Source organism: Nocardioides malaquae (assembly GCF_015070385.1).
In the GTDB taxonomy this organism is placed as follows: Bacteria; Actinomycetota; Actinomycetes; order Propionibacteriales; family Nocardioidaceae; genus Nocardioides; species Nocardioides malaquae.
Map to the genome: position 1 here is coordinate 227720 of NZ_JADCSA010000001.1, position 16576 is coordinate 244295.

General features: G+C 73.1%; 15 protein-coding genes and 1 pseudogene. 7 read left to right on the forward strand and 9 right to left on the reverse strand.

What is annotated here, in order from left to right; all coding sequences use genetic code 11:
• Positions 1 to 18: 18 nt before the first annotated feature.
• From IEQ44_RS01070 to IEQ44_RS01090, 5 genes are all read right to left on the reverse strand, one after another.
• Complete coding sequence (locus IEQ44_RS01070) at positions 19 to 741, reverse strand: class I SAM-dependent methyltransferase (RefSeq protein ID WP_193636564.1); 723 nt, start codon at positions 739 to 741, stop codon at positions 19 to 21.
• A gap of 31 nt (positions 742 to 772) precedes the next feature.
• On the reverse strand, positions 773 to 4435 hold the full coding sequence (locus IEQ44_RS01075) for a DNA polymerase III subunit alpha (RefSeq protein ID WP_319804405.1): 3663 nt from the start codon (positions 4433 to 4435) through the stop codon (positions 773 to 775).
• Positions 4425 to 4916, reverse strand: a complete 492-nt coding sequence (locus IEQ44_RS01080; RefSeq protein WP_227486654.1) for an SAV_6107 family HEPN domain-containing protein — start codon at positions 4914 to 4916, stop codon at positions 4425 to 4427. Before IEQ44_RS01080 ends, IEQ44_RS01075 begins: the two co-directional genes overlap by 11 nt.
• 15 nt (positions 4917 to 4931) lie before the next feature.
• Complete coding sequence (locus tag IEQ44_RS01085) at positions 4932 to 5321, reverse strand: DUF6504 family protein (RefSeq protein WP_193636566.1); 390 nt, start codon at positions 5319 to 5321, stop codon at positions 4932 to 4934.
• A 165-nt stretch (positions 5322 to 5486) separates the two neighbouring features.
• Positions 5487 to 6044, reverse strand: coding sequence for a hypothetical protein (locus IEQ44_RS01090; RefSeq protein ID WP_193636567.1), 558 nt, complete (start codon positions 6042 to 6044; stop codon positions 5487 to 5489).
• Between the two features lie 48 nt (positions 6045 to 6092).
• On the opposite strand from IEQ44_RS01090, the gene IEQ44_RS01095 reads away from it, so the two are divergent.
• From IEQ44_RS01095 to IEQ44_RS01105, 3 genes and pseudogenes are all read left to right on the forward strand, one after another.
• Positions 6093 to 6446: an ArsC/Spx/MgsR family protein gene (locus IEQ44_RS01095; RefSeq protein ID WP_193636568.1), complete on the forward strand. Its 354-nt coding sequence runs from the start codon at positions 6093 to 6095 to the stop codon at positions 6444 to 6446.
• Positions 6447 to 6469: 23 nt separating this feature from the next.
• Positions 6470 to 7804 (forward strand): annotated as a pseudogene (locus tag IEQ44_RS01100) (phytoene desaturase family protein); the annotation flags it as partial.
• 35 nt (positions 7805 to 7839) lie between these two features.
• The gene (locus IEQ44_RS01105; protein WP_193636570.1) at positions 7840 to 8940 is read left to right on the forward strand and encodes a polyprenyl synthetase family protein; all 1101 of its coding nucleotides are present in this window, start codon (positions 7840 to 7842) and stop codon (positions 8938 to 8940) included.
• 28 nt (positions 8941 to 8968) lie between these two features.
• Here the strand turns inward: IEQ44_RS01105 and IEQ44_RS01110 are convergent, their stop codons facing one another.
• The 3 genes from IEQ44_RS01110 to IEQ44_RS01120 are packed head-to-tail and all read right to left on the reverse strand — an operon-like array spanning position 8969 to position 10267.
• Complete coding sequence (locus IEQ44_RS01110; protein WP_193636571.1) at positions 8969 to 9412, reverse strand: barstar family protein; 444 nt, start codon at positions 9410 to 9412, stop codon at positions 8969 to 8971.
• Positions 9409 to 9864, reverse strand: coding sequence for a guanyl-specific ribonuclease (locus tag IEQ44_RS01115; protein ID WP_319804406.1), 456 nt, complete (start codon positions 9862 to 9864; stop codon positions 9409 to 9411). The genes IEQ44_RS01110 and IEQ44_RS01115 overlap by 4 nt, the downstream gene beginning before the upstream one ends.
• 1 nt (position 9865) lies before the next feature.
• A complete protein-coding gene (locus IEQ44_RS01120; protein ID WP_319804407.1) occupies positions 9866 to 10267 on the reverse strand; it encodes an Rv2175c family DNA-binding protein in 402 nt (133 codons plus the stop codon).
• Positions 10268 to 10368: 101 nt separating this feature from the next.
• On the opposite strand from IEQ44_RS01120, the gene pknB reads away from it, so the two are divergent.
• Genes pknB through IEQ44_RS01135 form a run of 3 tightly spaced genes read left to right on the forward strand, consistent with a single transcriptional unit; the run spans position 10369 to position 14242 of the window.
• A complete protein-coding gene (gene pknB / locus IEQ44_RS01125) occupies positions 10369 to 12399 on the forward strand; it encodes a Stk1 family PASTA domain-containing Ser/Thr kinase (protein WP_319804408.1) in 2031 nt (676 codons plus the stop codon).
• A gap of 17 nt (positions 12400 to 12416) precedes the next feature.
• The gene (locus IEQ44_RS01130; RefSeq protein ID WP_319804409.1) at positions 12417 to 13337 is read left to right on the forward strand and encodes a deoxyribonuclease IV; all 921 of its coding nucleotides are present in this window, start codon (positions 12417 to 12419) and stop codon (positions 13335 to 13337) included.
• Positions 13334 to 14242, forward strand: coding sequence for a DMT family transporter (locus tag IEQ44_RS01135; protein ID WP_319804410.1), 909 nt, complete (start codon positions 13334 to 13336; stop codon positions 14240 to 14242). Before IEQ44_RS01130 ends, IEQ44_RS01135 begins: the two co-directional genes overlap by 4 nt.
• Here IEQ44_RS01135 and IEQ44_RS01140 read toward each other — a convergent pair.
• Positions 14232 to 15245 carry an ECF transporter S component gene (locus IEQ44_RS01140; protein ID WP_193636572.1) on the reverse strand — a complete coding sequence of 338 codons (1014 nt, stop codon included), beginning with the start codon at positions 15243 to 15245 and terminating at the stop codon, positions 14232 to 14234. The two genes, IEQ44_RS01135 and IEQ44_RS01140, sit on opposite strands and share 11 nt — an antisense overlap.
• Positions 15246 to 15495: 250 nt before the next feature.
• Here IEQ44_RS01140 and aroF point away from each other — a divergent pair, with 250 nt between their 5' ends.
• Positions 15496 to 16569, forward strand: coding sequence for a 3-deoxy-7-phosphoheptulonate synthase (gene aroF, locus IEQ44_RS01145; protein WP_319804411.1), 1074 nt, complete (start codon positions 15496 to 15498; stop codon positions 16567 to 16569).
• Positions 16570 to 16576 lie beyond the last annotated feature (7 nt).

Here is a 16576-nt window from a genome sequence, read left to right on the forward strand (position 1 = left end):
TGGTGGCCGGGGCGAGGATCAGCGAGTGGCCAGGACGTGGACCTGCGTCGCGAGGGGGAGGTACTCAGGGCGCGTGGCCACGGCCTTCTCCAGCTCGGCCAGCGCTGCGCCTGCACCGGGCTCGAGGTCGACGAGGGCGCCCGGGACCAGGTCAGCGAAGACCCGGACCGCGTGCACCGGACCGACGTCGAACCCGGCCTCCCGGAGCAGGTCGGTGACCTCCTGGGCGGTGAAGCGGTGGTGGGAACGACCGGACTCTCCCCTGCTCGGGTCACCGTCGAGCAGCTCACGGGCCTGGTCGAAGTGACCCGCCATCGCCCGGGCCACGACCGCCGCGTGACGCTGCGCGACCACGACGCTGAGGGTCCCGCCCTCCCGCAGGGCACGGGCCACGGCACCCAGCGCCCGGACGGGGTCGGGGACGACCTCCAGCACCCCGTGGCAGAGCACCACGTCGACGCTGCCCGGCTCCACCAGGTCGTCCAGGGTCGAGAGGTCACCCTGGACCCCCACCACGTCGACGTCCTCCTCACGCGCCCGACGCCCCAGGGACGCCAGGGCGTCGGGGCTGGGGTCGACCACCGTGACCCGGTGGCCCAACGAGGCCACACGGACGGCGAACCCCCCGGTGCCGCCACCGATGTCGAGGACCTCCCGTGCGCCGGCACCTGCCAGCGCGGACTCGAGCTGGGTCCACACGACGGCGGAACGGGCTGCGCTGCGTCGCTCACTGACTGACATGGCCTCCACCCTAGGCCGAAGAACCGCCCTGTCACCCGGGACTCCCCGGGCTCCGGTGCCACAGTCCGCGCGCCGGGACGCCGCCACCCGGACCGAGGACGACGTCGGCAGGAGCGATGTCGGCGTAGGGCGACATCCGGAAGCCGCTGCTGTGCACCAGGACCCGCCGCTGGTTGGGAGCGCCCTCCTCGACCCGGCGGGGCTGTGCCAGCAGTGCGCGCATCGCGTCGAGGCCGGCCTCGGCGGACGGCGCGGAGGACCAGAGGGCCTGCAGCTCCGGAAGGGCCCACGCACCCGTGGCCCGCACCGAGACGCCGCGGTGCCCGGTGCGTCGCACCACCCCTCGCACCAGCAGCAACCACGAGGAGAAGACGGTCCCGGCCCACGGCCCCTGGGCGTCCTCGAAGAAGGTGGCGTCGACCGGGCCGGTGGAGTCGTCCAGGGTCAGGAAGACCACCCGACGGCCCGAGCGGATCGGTGGCGTCTGGGTGGCGACCTTCACCCCGGCCACCAGGACCTCGCTGCGACTCCGGCACCTCAGCAGGTCGCGGCTGCGCACCACGCCGAGAGCGTCGAGGAGCTCGTCGTGGTCACTGAGCACGTGGCTGCTCACGTCCAGGCCCAGGATCTCCAGCTCCGCCGCCGTGCGTTCGCCCAGGCTGAGCTCGGGCAGGCCGCTGGGGGTGGCGACGTCGGCCTCCACGTCCAGGGAGAGCTGCACCGACTCGAGCGCAGCGGGCCGGGGTGGACGCACCTGGGCAGCGGCCCGGTCCCGGACGTCCGCGGAGGCCGCACTGCGCACCCCCGTCCGGCGTCCGCGTCCCTGACGGCGGTCAGCGCGATCACCCCGTTCGAGCTCGGCCACCCGCAGCAGCAGGTCGCGACGGGTGGTCCGGGTCCGGGCACCCAGCTCTGCCCCCGGGGCGGCGATGCCGTGCACCTGGTCGAGGGCCCCTGCCAGGACCAGCCGTTCGACCACCGGCCGGGAGGTCCTGGCCCGCTGCCACAGGTCGGCGAGGGAGACGAAGGGACGGGCCGCCAGGATCCGGTCGACCTCGGCGTCGCTGATGCCCTTGACCTCGCCCAGCGCCAGTCGGATGGCGTGCCCGGCCGGGTCGTCGGAGGGTTCGACGACGTACTCCTTGGCGGAGAGGTTGACGTCCAGCGGGAGCACGCCGACACCGCACTGCCGGGCGTCGTCGAGGATCAGCCGCTTCGGATACATGCCGGGGTCGTGGGTCAGGACCCCGGCGAGGAAGTGCGCAGGCCAGTGCGTCTTCAGCCAGGCGGACTGGAAGGTGGGCAGGGCGAACGCCGCGGCGTGGGCCTTGCAGAAACCGAAGGAGGCGAAGGCAGCGAGGACCTTCCAGATGCGGTCGACGAAGGCTTCCTCGTAGCCGCGCGCACGGACCACGGGCAGGAACCACTCCCGCACCTGCTCCACGCCCTCGACGCTACCCATGGCACGACGCTTCTCATCGGCCTCGGCGAAGGTGATCCCGGTGAGGCGGGCGAAGATCTCGATGACCTGCTCGTGGAAGACGACCACACCGTGGGTGGACGCCAGGATCGGGCGCAGGTCCGGGTGCGGGTAGACCGCCGGACGCCACCCCTGCTTGGCCTCGAGGTAGGGCGTCACCATGTCGCTCTTGACCGGCCCCGGCCGGAAGAGCGAGATGTCGGTGATCACCTCCTCGAACGTCTCGATGCCGGACTTGCCGACGAGCTCACGCTGCCCCGGTGACTCGATCTGGAAGACCCCCAAGGTCTTGGCACTGCTGATCAGGTCGTAGGTCGCGGGGTCGTCGAGCGGCACCTGCTCCTCGTCGTCGAGGTCGACCTCGACTCCGTCGACCCGCCGGATCTCGGCGACGGCGTGCGACATCGCCGACTGCATCCGGATGCCGAGCACGTCGAGCTTCAGCAGGCCCAGGTCCTCGACGTCGTCCTTGTCGAACTGGCTCATCGGATAACCGGCCGCACTGGCCTCCACGGGGGTCCGGTCGAGCAGTGTCGCGTCGGAGAGCAGGACGCCGCACGGATGGACCGCGATGTGTCGTGGCAGACCGTCGAGGCGCTCCACGAGCGCGAACATCAGGTCGAGCCGTTCGTGGCCCAGGCCGCTGGAACGGAGCTCGGGCAGGTCACGCAGTGCGGCCCGGGCGTCGCGCGCCCGGACGTGCGGGAAGGCCTTGGCGATCGCGTCGACCTCTCCCGGCGGGAGGCCGAGAGCGGCACCGACGTCACGGACCGCATGTCGCACCCGGTAGGTCTCGGTCATGGAGACGCAGACGCACCGGTCTCCCCCGAACCGCTCCAGGATCGCCTCGTAGACCTCGGCGCGACGGGCGGAGTCGACGTCCACGTCGATGTCGGGCAACGAGGAGCGCAGCGGGGACAGGAACCGCTCCATGAGCAGGTCGTGGCGCAGGGGGTCGACACCGGAGATCCCGAGGAGGTAGTTGACCAGGCTCCCCGCCCCGGAGCCGCGGGCGGCGCACCGTACGCCCATGTCGCGCACCAGGTCGGTCACCTCCCCCACCGTGAGGAAGTAGGAGGCGTAGCCCAGGGTCTCGATCACCGACAGCTCGTCGTCGAGCCGCTTCCAGATCCGCTGCCGGGGCGAGGCCCCGTAGCGGCGCTCGACCGCGGACTCGCACCGGGCGCGCAGCTGGGCGTCGGCCGGGGTCGCTCCGACACCACGGTCGGTGACGTCGCTGCGGCGCACCACCTCGAACTCCGGGAAGTGGACTCCACCGATGCCCAGGTCGTCGGCAGGGTCCAGCGCGCACGCCTCCCCCAGGGCACGGGTCCGGCGCAACAGACGACGGGCGCCGTCGGCGCCGTGGCCGGCGGCACGACAGATCTCGTCAGCGACCTCAGCCATCTGGGCGCCGGACTTGAGGTGGCCCTCCGCGTTGGCCCGGTCGAGGTGCCGCGCGTCGAGCGGGACGAGGCGACGTGCTGCGTCAAGCACGTCGACCACCGGGGCGTCACTGCGGCGGGCGTGCCGCACCGCGTTGCTCAGCACGGTGTCGACTCCCTGCTCCTCGGCCAGTCCGGCCATGCGGGCCGCGTGCGGGGTGCTGCCCGGACCCCAGCCGTGCTCGGTGGCACCCCGACGGTGCGAGACCAGCTCGACGCGCAGGTTCTCCCGCCCCGCCGCGCGGGCCCACCGGGCCAGGTGGTCACGGGCCTCGTCGTCGCGACGCAGCGCCAGGGAGGCCCCCACCTCCGACCCGGGTCCGAGCAGCACGACGAGGTGCCCACCGGCCAGGTGCGGAGCCATCGTCGGGAGGTCGGCCACCGGTGCCCCGCGCTCACCCCCCAGGTGGACGTCGGAGACCAGGCGGCAGAGCGCGGCCCATCCGATCCGGTCCCGCGCGAGGACGGTGACCCGGGGCCACCGCCGGTCCCGGTGGGCACCGCCGCGGATCGGCTGCCTCCCACGGCGCAGGGTGGGGGCCGATGCCGGACGCACAGCCAGGTCGACACCGAGCACGGGACGGATGCCGGCCGCGGACGCAGCCCGCGCGAACTTCACCGCTCCGTAGAGACCGTCACGGTCGGTCAGCGCGAGAAGGTCCATCCCCCACTGGTCGGCCTGCTCCACCAATGCCGCGGGAGAGGAGGCGCCGTACTGCAAGGAGTGGCCCGACGCGACCCGGAGGTGGACGAAGGGATCACGCGACACCGTTCCGCTCCGCCCATCCGGCCTGCGCCGAGCCCCGCTGCGATGCCTCGGACACGTGGGGCACCAGGCCCAGCGACGACTCCACCACCGCCAGGAAACGGTCGGCATCCCGCACCAGGTCGTCGGCCTCACGCTCGCTCACCGACCGGGAGAGGCCCGCCTCGGCCGCAGCCCGCTTGCCCGCCCCGGCAGCGAAGAAGGTCGCCCACTCGATGAACTCGGGCGCCACCTCGGCCAACAGGATCCAGGCATTCTTCTGACGGCGCCGAGCTGGCGTGGGGTGGGCCCGGGCGGCGAGCAGTGCGGCCGCCGCCTGGAGGGCAGCGACGTGGGCACAGGCGTACCGGGTGGGCACGTCGGGGGCGATGACCGCCTCCCGCAGCGAGGCGGCCGAGCGGGACAGGTAGGAGTGGGTGGCGGCCGGCAGCATCTGCAGGTCGGGGGTGTGCCGGTGGGGAGCACGGCGCGTCGTGGAACTCATCTCTTCTCCTCGGTCTCAGTCCTGGCATCCGACGAGCTGCCAGCAGCCCTCGGCGCGGTCAAGAGCGAGGTCGAAGACTCCGCTCGACATTCCCTGCTGCGGGTCGCCCGGACGTCCGGCAACCACCCGCCACAGCTCCCGCTCGGCGACCAGCTCGCCGTGGAGCTCCTCCCAGCTGCGCTGGGTCGGCACCTCCTGGTGCACCTGTGGCCCCTTCTCCGCGTCGACGACGGCGCGGACCGAGGGAGAACGCCACCACGGCGCGGTCTCGACCCAGTGCGCCACCACGGAGCGGACCTTCCAGAGTCGGCCCTGCCACAGGAACTGGGCAGGCGCCTCGGGCGCGCCGGCACCGTCGGGGACGGGAGCCCGCAGGACCTCCACCGGGTCGTCGTACCGCCTCATGGTCTCCTCCTCGCGCACCAGTTCGAACAGGTGTTCGAACAGAACGAACGCTACACCCGACCACCGACAACGGGTCAAGCCCGAAGCAGGAACGCATGCAGAAGGGCCGACCCGCGGAGTGCGGAGTCGGCCCGGTGCTCGCCCCCGAAGGAGCGGGAGGTGCGGTCAGGTCTCGCGGCAGTAACGCCCGGTGCTGGGGTGGAGCAGGAGCCCCAGGAGCAGCACGCAGAGCAGCACCGCAACCCCGGAGAGCACCTCGAAGAGCGGCGGAATCCCGCTGGCGATGCTCAGCACGGCCAGGAAGGCGCCGAAGAGGGCGATCGTCGCCAGGCAGATCCGGGCCCAGGTGAAGCCCTCACGGAAGAAGACCGACAGCACGCCGAGCAGCATCAGCAGCACGACGAAGGAGGTGACGATGACCGGCACGAACCCCGGCACGCTGAGGCTCTCCTCCACCGCCTCGATGCCGCCTTCACGCAGCAGCTGCCGCGCACCGGCGTTGCCCTCGGCCCAGGCGAGCACCAGGTCGGTGCGGAAGACCCAGGCCAGCAGGGTGATCACCCCGGAGAGCACCGAGAGCGCCACGACGACACGCAGGGCGTTCACGACCGTGGACGGCCTGTCGACCATGGGTCCTCCAAGGGTGGGTGGCACGGGCACGTCGACCCCGGCGACCTGGAGGGTCCGGGCCGTCGACGCAGGGCCAACGGTACCGGCGTCCACCCGCACCCCCGGCCGGGACCCTGCCCAGCTCCTTGGCAGTCTGGGTGCATGGAGATCTGGCTGAACCCTGCCTGCAGCAAGTGCCACACCGCAGTCCGCACCCTGGACGAGGCCGGGGTGGCCTACACCGTGCGACGCCACCTCGAGGACGTCCCGACCCATGCCGAGCTCGCCGACGTGGTGGCCCGCCTCGGGGTCGAACCGTGGGACCTCGCCCGCCCCCGGGAGACCCGCGAGGCCGGCATCACCCTCCCCCGTGACCCGGACCACCGGGAGGAGTGGCTGCAGGCCCTGGTCGCCCACCCGCGTGCCATCCAGCGTCCGATCATCACCGCCGACGACGGCACCACCGTGATCGGCCGCGACGCCGAGAGCCTCGCCCGGGTGATCGGTGCCGAGTAGTCCCTGACGCGAGGACCCGGACGCGCCGATACCCTCGACCCATGCGCGTGGTGGTCGTGGGCGGCGGGTTCGCCGGCATGGCGAGCGCGGCCCGGTTGGCCAAGCTCGGCCACGCCGTGACCCTCCTCGAGGCCGCCTCCACCCTCGGTGGGGCCCTGGGCAGCACCACCGTCGACGACTTCACCTTCGACACCGGCCCCTCGACGACCCTGCTCCCGGCGGTCACCCGTGACCTGTTCCGCAAGTCGGGGCGTCCGATCGAGCGAGAGCTCGACCTCGTTCCGGTGGAGGTCATTCGCACCCACCGTTTCGCCGACGGCGCCACCCTGGCGCTCCCCGGCGGCTCCCGCGCGGCCCAGAAACGCGCCTTCGACGCGCTCCACCCGGGGTCGGGCGCGGCGTGGGTGGGATACGTCGACTCGTGGGCCGAACCCTGGGAACGGCTGCGCAAGGACTACCTCGAACGCCCGTGGGACCCCGACCTGGCCCACCCCGACGCCGCGGCGCTGCTGCGTTCGCGCACCACGCTGCACCAGGCCGTCACCCGCCACCTCGACGACCCCCGCGCCCGCGCCGTCGCGACCCACTCCTTCGTCGCCGACGGGCACGACCCACGGCGGGTGCCCGCCTGGCTGGGCACGATCTCCTACGTCGAGCAGAAGTTCGGAGCCTGGACGGTCGACGGCGGACTGTCCCTCCTGGGCGAGGCCCTCGCGCGCCGACTGACCACCCGCAAGGTGGAGATCCACACCGCCACCCCCGTCACGGACGTGCTCGTGCGCTCCGCGCGGGTGCGCGGCGTGCGGACCGACGCCGGAGAGCTCGAGGCCGACGTGGTCGTCTGCGCCGTCGACCCCCGCCAGTTCCCTGCCCTGCGCCCCTGGATCCGCGGCACCCGTCCGGTGGCGCTGCCACGGATCACGCACCTGGGGATCTCCGGCGCACTGCCGCCCTGGGTCGCCGACTCCGGCGAGGTCGTGCTGCACGGCGGCCGGGGTGAGTCCACGCTCGTGCTGCGCCACGGCGGCACGGCTCCGGTGGACCACGCCGTCCTCACCGTGCAGCACCGCGGTGACGCGCGGACCGACCTGGTGGCGGAGCTGGCTGCCCGGGGCGTCGACCTGCGCGACCGGGTGGTGACCCGGGTGGAACGCTCCCCCGCCGACCTCACGGCCCTCTGGGGCGGATCGCCCCTGGGCGTCCAGTGGCGAGGACGCTCCACGCTCCGCCGTCGTTGGGGTCCCACGACGCCGGTCGCCGGGCTCTACGCCGCCGGAGCCCACGCGACCCCGGGATCGGGCCTGCCCTTCACCGGACTGTCCGGGGCGCTCGTGGCCCAGTCCGTGGGACCTGCCTGAGGCGCACCCCCGCGACAGGTGGCTAGGCTCGCACCGTGTCGACGCCCCAGACCCCAGCCCCCGTCCCCGTCGAGCAGAGCTGGGACGTGGAGGCCTTCCGTGCCGCTGTCCAGGGAGTGCTGGACGACTTCCTCGACGAGCAGGAGGGCCGCCTGGCGGGCCTGGGCCCCGACGCGGCCCGCCTCCTGGCGGAGGCGCGTACTGCCCTGACGGGCGGCAAGCGCCTGCGGGCCGCCTTCTGCTGGTGGGGTCACCGCGCCGTCGACCCCGAGGTGCGCGACGAACCCTCCCTGCTGCGCGCCTGCGCGGCTCTCGAGCTGCTGCAGGCCAGTGCCCTCGTGCACGACGACCTGATGGACGCCTCCGACACCCGTCGCGGACGGCCCGCCACCCACAAGGCCTTCGAGGGTGAGCACCGTGCCGTGGGCTGGCCCGGCAACTCCGAGCAGTACGGTGCCGCGGCTGCCATCCTCCTCGGCGACCTGCTGCTGGCCTGGGCCGACGAGCTGCTGCGCCGTTGCGGACTGCCCGCCGACCGAGTGTCGCGGGCGCTCGAGATCTTCGACCTCTGCCGCACCGAGGTGATCGTGGGACAGTTCCTCGACGTCTCGGTGCAGGCCAGGGGGCGCGCCGACGTCGACACGGCCATGACGGTGCTCCGCTACAAGTCGGCGAAGTACTCCATCGAGCGACCGCTGCACGTCGGAGCTGCGCTCGCGGGCGCGGACGAGGCCACGCTGGAGGCCCTCTCGGCGTTCGGGCTGCCGCTCGGCGAGGCGTTCCAGCTGCGCGACGACCTGCTCGGCGTCTTCGGCGACCCCTCCACGACGGGCAAGCCCGCGGGTGACGACCTGGTCGAGGGCAAGCGCACGGTGCTCGTGGCGCTCACGCTCGACCGGGCGCAGGCGCCGGAGGCCGCCGAGCTCGATGCCGCCCTGGGCAGCGCGCTCGACGACGAGCGGGTGGCACGCCTGCGCGCCCTCATCGACGGCACCGGGGCGCGCGACGAGGTCGAGGCGATGATCACGGCCCTGACGTCCAGGGCCGAGGCGGCGCTCGACGCGGGTGGCTTCGATCCCGGCGCGGCGGCGGTGCTGCACTCCTTGGCGGCAGCGGCGACCCAGCGCAAGGTCTGAGGACGGCGAGCCAGGAGGACGAGCCGCCTCAGGCGTCCGGTCGACGCTCCGGGGAGTCCGTGTCGTCGGGACCGCGACCGTGCAGGAGCACGACGAAGCCTGGGCGACGCGGGTCTGCTGCTCGCTCGGAGAAGAGGTCCACCAGCGCGGCGAAGGTGCCCGGTTCCGCCGCGGCGAGGGCGCCCCACTCCTCCCACACCAGGACGATCGGCCCGGGCACGTCGGCGAGCAGGTCGGCGAGGGCGTCGAGGTTCTGCCCGTACGTCCCGGGGAACCGCAGCGCCCGGCCCACGGCGGCGAGGAAACGGTACTTCGACGAGGCTCGTGCGCCGTCGACCACTGCGCACGCCCAGCCGGCGCGGGCGGCGGCGGCCACCACCTCGGACTCGTCGGCCTCCGAGCTCCAGCGGTGGACCCCCGGCGGGAGCCGACCGGCGAGCAGGTCGGCCAGCACGTCGGCCGGGTCGCTCATCGCAGGATCCGGGAGAAGCTCTGGTAGTGGTCGTCGGTCCAGTACATCTCCTCCGGGTCGCCGGTGACGATCCGGCGGGCGCCTCGGTGGTCGATCCCGGGCGTCGGCACCGTGTACTCGCGGTAGTGACCGCGCGGCCGGTTCGGCAACAGCCCCTCGTAGTTGCCGAACCGGGAGCCGTCGTGCTCCGGGTGGGCGAAGGGGCCACCGGCATCGATCTGCGCGACCACCTCGGCGGCCTCGGGCGGCAGGTCAGCCAGCCGCACCGACGGCAGGCCAGGGTCCGCCGGCCCGATCGTGCTCGGCCCTCGGTCCTCGACCTGCGGCGCAGGTGCCTCGGCGGTCTCGGTCGTCCACGGCAGGGAGTCGGAGCCGCCCCCCGTCTGCGACCACCACAGGACCAGCCCGACGAGCAGCGCCGCCACGAGGGTGAAGGGCGCCCGGCGCACCACCTCAGAACGCCATCGACTGGGCCCGACGCTTGACCTCGGAGCCGCGGTTCTCCCGCAGCGCGTCGATCGGCCGGCCGGGCAGCTCGAGGTCGGTGAAGAGCCAGGCGATGCACTCACGGTCGTCGTAGCCACCGTCGTGCAGGACGGTCAGCAGGCCGGGGAGCCCCTTGACCACCTCTCCGTCCTGGATGAAGTCGGCAGGAACCTGCTGTCCCGCGCCGGGCCGCGGCACCGCGGCGGCCAGCTGGTGCTCGCGGATCATCGTGCGCACCCGGCTGACCGAGACGCCGAGCTGGGAGGCCGCGCCGGCCCAGTCGATCCAGGTGGGCACCAGCGCGTCGAGGTCTGCCTGGGCGAGGGGTCCGTCGTTCATGTCGACCATGGTGCCACCCGGTCGCGCCACGCCCGAACTGGACAGCGACACCTCCCCCGGAGGGCGCCCTCACTACGATTGGGCGAGCGGCACCGCCGCGTCCCACCCGACCCACCCACCGGAGGACTTCCGTGGAGTCAGACGAACACACGCGACAGCGTGCGGTCGTGGACCCGCGGGACCCGATGCTCGGCCGGGTGCTCGACGGTCGCTACCGCATCGAGCGGCGGGTCGCCCGCGGTGGGATGGCCAGCGTCTACGAGGCGGTCGACCTGCGCCTGGAACGGGTGGTGGCCGTCAAGGTCATGCACGCCGGGCTGGGCGAGGACGGTGACTTCGCCGCCCGCTTCGTCCGCGAGGCGCGAGCCGCCGCCCAGCTCTCCCACCCCCACGTGGTCGCGGTCTACGACCAGGGCGAGGACGACGGCACCGTCTTCCTGGCCATGGAGTACGTCCCCGGCCGCACCCTGCGCGACGTCGTGCGCGAGCAGGCTCCCCTGCCGCCGGCCCGGGCGCTGGCGCTCGTCGAGCCGGTGCTCGCCGCCCTCGCAGCGGCCCACCGCGCCGGCCTGGTGCACCGCGACGTGAAGCCGGAGAACGTCCTGGTCGGGGACGAGGGCGACACCACCACCGTGAAGGTGGCCGACTTCGGGCTCGCCAAGGCCGTGAGCGCGACCAGCAACCACACCGCCACCGGCGTGGTCATCGGCACGGTCTCCTACCTCGCACCGGAGGTGGTGGTCCACGGGCAGGCCGACGCGCGGGCCGACGTGTACGCCGCCGGGGTGCTGCTCTACGAGCTGCTGACCGGCCGCAAGCCCCACGAGGGCGAGAGCCAGATCCAGGTCGCCTACAAGCACGTCCACGAGGACGTTCCCGCGCCGTCCGCGACGGTCCCGTCGGTGCCGGCGTACGTCGATGCCCTCGTCGCCCGGGCCACCTCGCGCGACCGCGACCAGCGGCCCGCCGACGCCGGGGTCCTGCTGCACCAGGTGCGTCGCGTGGCGCAGGCCCTGCGGGAGGGCGTGAGCCAGGACGCCGAGCTCGAGGCCGACCTGCGTCCCACCGCCCCGGCGGCACCGCTCCCGGTCGAGGTCACCGCCGACGACCAGGGGCTGGCCGCCATCGTCGACGAGCCCCCGGTGACCGACCGCACGCAGCAGATCCGGTTGCCCGAGTCCGAGCCTGCCGCCCCGAGCGCCCCGGCGCCGCGCGGCGACCGGATCCGTCGTCTCCCGGCCCCGAGTGCAGCGCCGAGGACCACCTCCCCCGGCCGTCCCCGACGCCGCGGCCCCCTCCTGCTCCTCCTCGCCCTGCTGCTCGTGGTGGGCATCGGCGTGGGCGCCTGGTGGTTCGGCTTCGCGCGCTACACCACCACCCCGTCGGTGCTGGGCCTGGGCCAGGCCGAGGCGGTGGCAGCGCTGGAGGAAGCCGGGCTCGAGGCGGAGGTCGGCCCTGCCGCCCACAGCGAGGACGTGCCGGTCGACGACGTGGTCGCCACCGACCCCGCCCCGGGTGACCGGGTGCTGCCCGGCGACGTGGTGGTCCTGTCGCTCTCCCTCGGTCCGGAGCGCTACGACGTGCCGCGGCTCGCCGGTCTCTCCGTCGACGAGGCGCGCGCCGCGTTGGAGGAGACGAACCTCGAGTTCGGACGTACCGTCGAACGCTGGAGCGAGACCGTGGCCGAGGGCGAGGTGATCCGCAGCAACCCGAAGGCCGGTACGACCGTGCGGGCCAGCGCTGCAGTCAACGTCGTCGTCAGCAAGGGGCGTCGACCGATCGAGGTGACGGACTGGACCGGTCGCCAGGCATCCCGGGCCGAGAAGGCCCTCGCCGGAGCCGGGCTCGAGGTCACGGTCGAGCGGGTCTTCGACGACGAGGTGGCCGAGGGCGTCGTCATCAGCCAGAGCCCCGCCGCCGGCACGCTCTACCGGGGCGACGGCGTGACCCTGACCGTCTCCAAGGGACCGGAGCTGGTGGAGATGCCGCGGGTCATCGCGCAGGGCAAGGACTCCGCCGAGGAGCGGCTCGAGGCCCTGGGCTTCCGGGTGCGCGTCGAGCGCTCGGGTCAGTACCTGGGCCTCGGCTTCGTGCTGAGCACGGACCCCGACGCCGGGACGATGGTCCCCAAGGGGTCCACCGTGACGCTCTACCTGATCTGACCACCTAGGCTGGGCCGGTGCCCCAGCAGTCCTCCCCCCTGCCCGCGACCCCGGAGCCCTCCGCGCTCCGCAACCCCGTCGGGACCCATGTCCAGGTCGGCAGGAACCTCGTCGCCGGCGCCCTCGCCACCGCGGAGACGCTCGGCGCCGAGACGATCCAGGTCTTCGTCGGCAACCCGCGCGGCTGGGCCCACTCCTCCGGTGACCCCGCCGTCGACGCGGCCTTCCGCGACCAGTGCGCCGAGCGGGGCCTGCGGACCTTCGTCCACGCCCCCTACCTGGTCAACCTGGGCTCCCCCACGCCGGCGACCTACGAGAAGTCCGTGGGCGTCGTGGCGCACAACCTGCGTCGCGCCGTCGAGATCGGCGCCGAGGGCGTCGTGGTGCACACTGGCTCCTTCGTCGACCCCACCCACAGCGCCGAACGCCACGCGGCGGCGATGCGACAGGTCCGTGACGGGCTGTTGCCCATCCTCGAGACGTTGGACGACGACTCCCCCTGGCTCCTGCTCGAGCCGACGGCCGGCCAGGGCCACAGCCTCTGCGCGGGGGTGGAGGACCTGGAGCCCTACCTGAGCGCACTCGACTTCCACCCCCGGGCCGGCATCTGCCTCGACACCTGCCACGTCTTCGCCGCGGGAGCCCCCCTGGACGAGGAGGGTGGCGCCACCGCCACGGTCGACCGGATCGTCGAGGTCGCAGGCCCCGGCCGTCTGCGACTCGTGCACGCCAACGACTCCATGGACGTGCGCGGGGCGTTCAAGGACCGTCACCAGCGCATCGGCGAGGGGCACATCGGCACCGGCGCCTTCAGCGAGCTGTTCGCGCACCCGGAGCTCGACGGCGTTCCGTTCATCCTGGAGACTCCCGGGTCCCGCGACGAGGGCACCCCCGACATCCCCCTGCTCAAGGCGCTGCGCGCCGCAGCCCACCGGTGATCCAGCGGCTCGGTCCCCGCGGCACCGGCGTGGTGGCCAGCCTGGCGCTGGTCGCGATGACGGCCTCCTGGGGATCCACCTTCTTCCTCATCAAGGACCTCCTCGACCGGGTCCCGACGCTGGACTTCCTCGCCGTCCGCTTCGCGATCGCCAGCCTCGCGCTCCTCGCCGTGGCGCCCCGTGCCCTCGGTCGGCTCTCGCGGGAGTCGCGACGCCACGCCGTCGTGCTCGGACTGCTCTACGGGCTCGCGCAGATCCTCCAGACCGCGGGGCTGGCCCACACCCCGGCGAGCGTGAGCGGCTTCGTGACCGGGATGTACGTCGTGCTCACGCCGATCTTCGCGGCCGTGCTCCTGCGGACCCGGATCACCGCGCTCACGTGGCTGGCCGTGGCCCTGGCCACCACGGGCCTGTGGGTGCTCACCGTCCAGGGCGGTCTCACGATGGGTTACGGGGAGTCGCTCACGCTGGTCGGCGCGGCCCTGTACGCCCTACACATCGTGGGCCTCGGAGCCTGGTCACGCCCGGAGGAGGCGATGGGCATGTCGATCGTGCAGCTGATCGTCATCGCCGTGGTCTGCGGTCTCGCCACCGCGCCCGACGGGGTGGTGCTGCCCTCCACCACCGCCGACTGGGGGTCGATGCTCTACATGGCCCTGGTGGCCGGTGCGGCTGCGATCTTCGTCCAGACCTGGGCCCAGGCCCACCTGCCCCCGACCCGCTCCGCGATCATCATGAGCATGGAGCCGGTCTTCGCCGCCCTCTTCGCGGTCTGGTTCGGCGGGGAGAGCCTCACGAGCCGCCTGCTGACCGGCGGGCTGCTCGTGCTCGCGGCGATGCTGGTGGTCGAGCTGGCTCCTCGACGCCGCAAGATCGAGGGCGAGGTCACCCACCTCACGGTGTGAGGGGCTCGGCGACCACGTCGTGCGCCTCACGCATCGGCCACCCGGGACGGGTCGAGGCGTCCCGGGGAGTCACGACGACACCGGCCACGCTGTGCCCCAGGAGCGTGGCCCCCACCAGGGCGACGAAGGCGCTGATCAGCTTGTCGGCCACCGAGGCGATCAGGTTGCCGCCCCACAGCGCCACCGCGTACCGGTGCGACAACGCGAGGATGTTCTCCATCAGCTGCACGTGCTGGTGACCCGCCGCGCCCTCGTAGAGGAAATGGAGGATGGGGACGGCGGTGACCGAGCAGGCGAGCGCCACCACCACGGCGAGGCCGAAGAAGCGCGCAGGCGTGCGACCCATCCCGAACCGGTGCACCCCGTAGCCCCACACGAGTGCCCCGACCACGTTGACCACGGCGAACGGCAGCGAGACCGCACCGCTCACGACGACCCCGAGCAGGTTCGTGGTGGCACCGACCGCGGCCCCGCGCCAAGGGCCGAGCACGACGGCCGCCAGCGCCGTACCGACCATGTCGAGGTAGATCGGCACACCCAGCAGGTCGACGAACTGGCGACCCAGCAGGTTGAGCGCCACGCAGGTGAGCATCAGGAGCACCGCGCCCCGCATCCCCCGCGGCCGGGGCACCGCCACGGGTGTCGGCTCGACCGGCTCCTGCTCGACCAGCGCTGGTCGCGCGACCGACTCCGGTCGCTCGGAGACCACCGGGGCCGGGGCGTCGAGCAGGTCCTCCACCGCGGCGGCCTCCACATCCAGCGCCACGGCGATCTCCCTGACGAGACGGCGGTTCACCCGGGACCGCCCGAGACGGAACGCGTCGTAGACGGTCGTACGCCCGACCCGGGCGGCGGCAGGCTCGAAACCCTCCGCCTCGCGACGGCGGCTGATGCGCAGGGCGATCTCGGCGTACGAGGGTTCGTCGGCAGCGCGTCGCCACTCCTGGAGCTGCCTGGCCACGTGGTCCCAGCGGCCGGTGCTCGGCGAGTCGTCCGCGGTCATCGTCGGTCCTTCGTGTGAATCGTCCGGAGGAGCACGGTACCGCGGCGCAACCGGTCGTTCGGGAACGTTCGGGAAGCTCCGGCGCGCTCGATCTCGGCGCCTCTCCCGCCTAGCCTCGGCAGAGGCGTCCTGGTCGCCGACCTCGCGGGGGGAGGTCGGCGGCCACGTCGCGTCCGGCCGTCTTGACCTCCGGCACGGTCGCGTCGGACGCCGCGGGGTCCACTACCGTTCAGGCACACGCTGGTCCGACGTGCGGATCCCGGGAGGAGTGGTCATGGTCGTCGTGATGTCGCCCGACGCGACCGACGAGGACATCGCCCAGGTCGTCGAGCGCGTCGAGTCCGTCGGCGGTGAGGCCTTCGTCTCCAAGGGGCTCGAGCGAGCCATCGTGGGCCTGATCGGTGACATCGAGTCGTTCCACCACCTCAACCTGCGCGCGCTGCGTGGCGTCGCGGCCGTCCATCGCATCTCCGACCCCTACAAGCTGGTCAGCCGCCAGCACCACCCGCAGCGGTCCACGGTGTGGGTGGGTCCGCAGGGCCACCAGGTCCCGATCGGTCCGGACACCTTCACCTTCATCGCCGGACCGTGCGCCGTGGAGTCACCCGAGCAGACGGTCGACGCCGCCCGCATGGCCGCCTCCGCAGGAGCCACGCTGCTGCGCGGAGGGGCCTACAAGCCACGCACCTCGCCCTACGCCTTCCAGGGTCTGGGCATCGAGGGGCTCCGGATCCTCGCCTCCGTGCGGGAGACCACCGGGCTGCCCGTGGTCACCGAGGTCGTCGACGCCCGCGACGTGGAGACCGTCGCCGAGCACGCCGACATGCTGCAGATCGGCACCCGCAACATGGCCAACTTCGGCCTGCTGCAGGAGGTGGGGCGGGCCGGCAAGCCGGTGCTCCTCAAGCGGGGCATGAGCTCCACCGTCGAGGAGTGGCTGATGGCCGCCGAGTACATCGCCCAGCGCGGCAACCTCGACATCGTGCTCTGCGAACGCGGCATCCGCACCTTCGAGCCGTCGACCCGCAACACCCTCGACATCTCGGCCGTGCCGGTCGTCCAGGCGCTGAGCCACCTGCCGATCATCATCGATCCCTCCCACGCCGCGGGTCGCAAGGACCTGGTGGTCCCGCTGACCAGGGCGGCGGTCGCCGTGGGAGCCGACGGGGTCATCGTCGACGTGCACCCCAGCCCGGAGTCAGCCCTGTGCGACGGCCCCCAGGCCTTGCTCGGCGGTGACCTGCGCGACCTCGCCCAGGTGGTGCGGCAGCTGCCGCCGGTCGTCGGCCGCACGGACGCCGCACGGCTCGTGCGACGCTCCTGACTCCGCC

Coding starts and splice junctions, on each gene's coding strand:
- IEQ44_RS01070 (WP_193636564.1), bottom strand. CDS start 741: ATGTCAGTCAGTGAGCGACGCAGCGCAGCCCGTTCCGCCGTCGTGTGG.
- IEQ44_RS01080 (WP_227486654.1), bottom strand. CDS start 4,916: ATGAGTTCCACGACGCGCCGTGCTCCCCACCGGCACACCCCCGACCTG.
- IEQ44_RS01085 (WP_193636566.1), bottom strand. CDS start 5,321: ATGAGGCGGTACGACGACCCGGTGGAGGTCCTGCGGGCTCCCGTCCCC.
- IEQ44_RS01095 (WP_193636568.1), top strand. CDS start 6,093: ATGGAGATCTGGCTGAACCCTGCCTGCAGCAAGTGCCACACCGCAGTC.
- IEQ44_RS01110 (WP_193636571.1), bottom strand. CDS start 9,412: ATGAGCGACCCGGCCGACGTGCTGGCCGACCTGCTCGCCGGTCGGCTC.
- IEQ44_RS01140 (WP_193636572.1), bottom strand. CDS start 15,245: ATGACCGCGGACGACTCGCCGAGCACCGGCCGCTGGGACCACGTGGCC.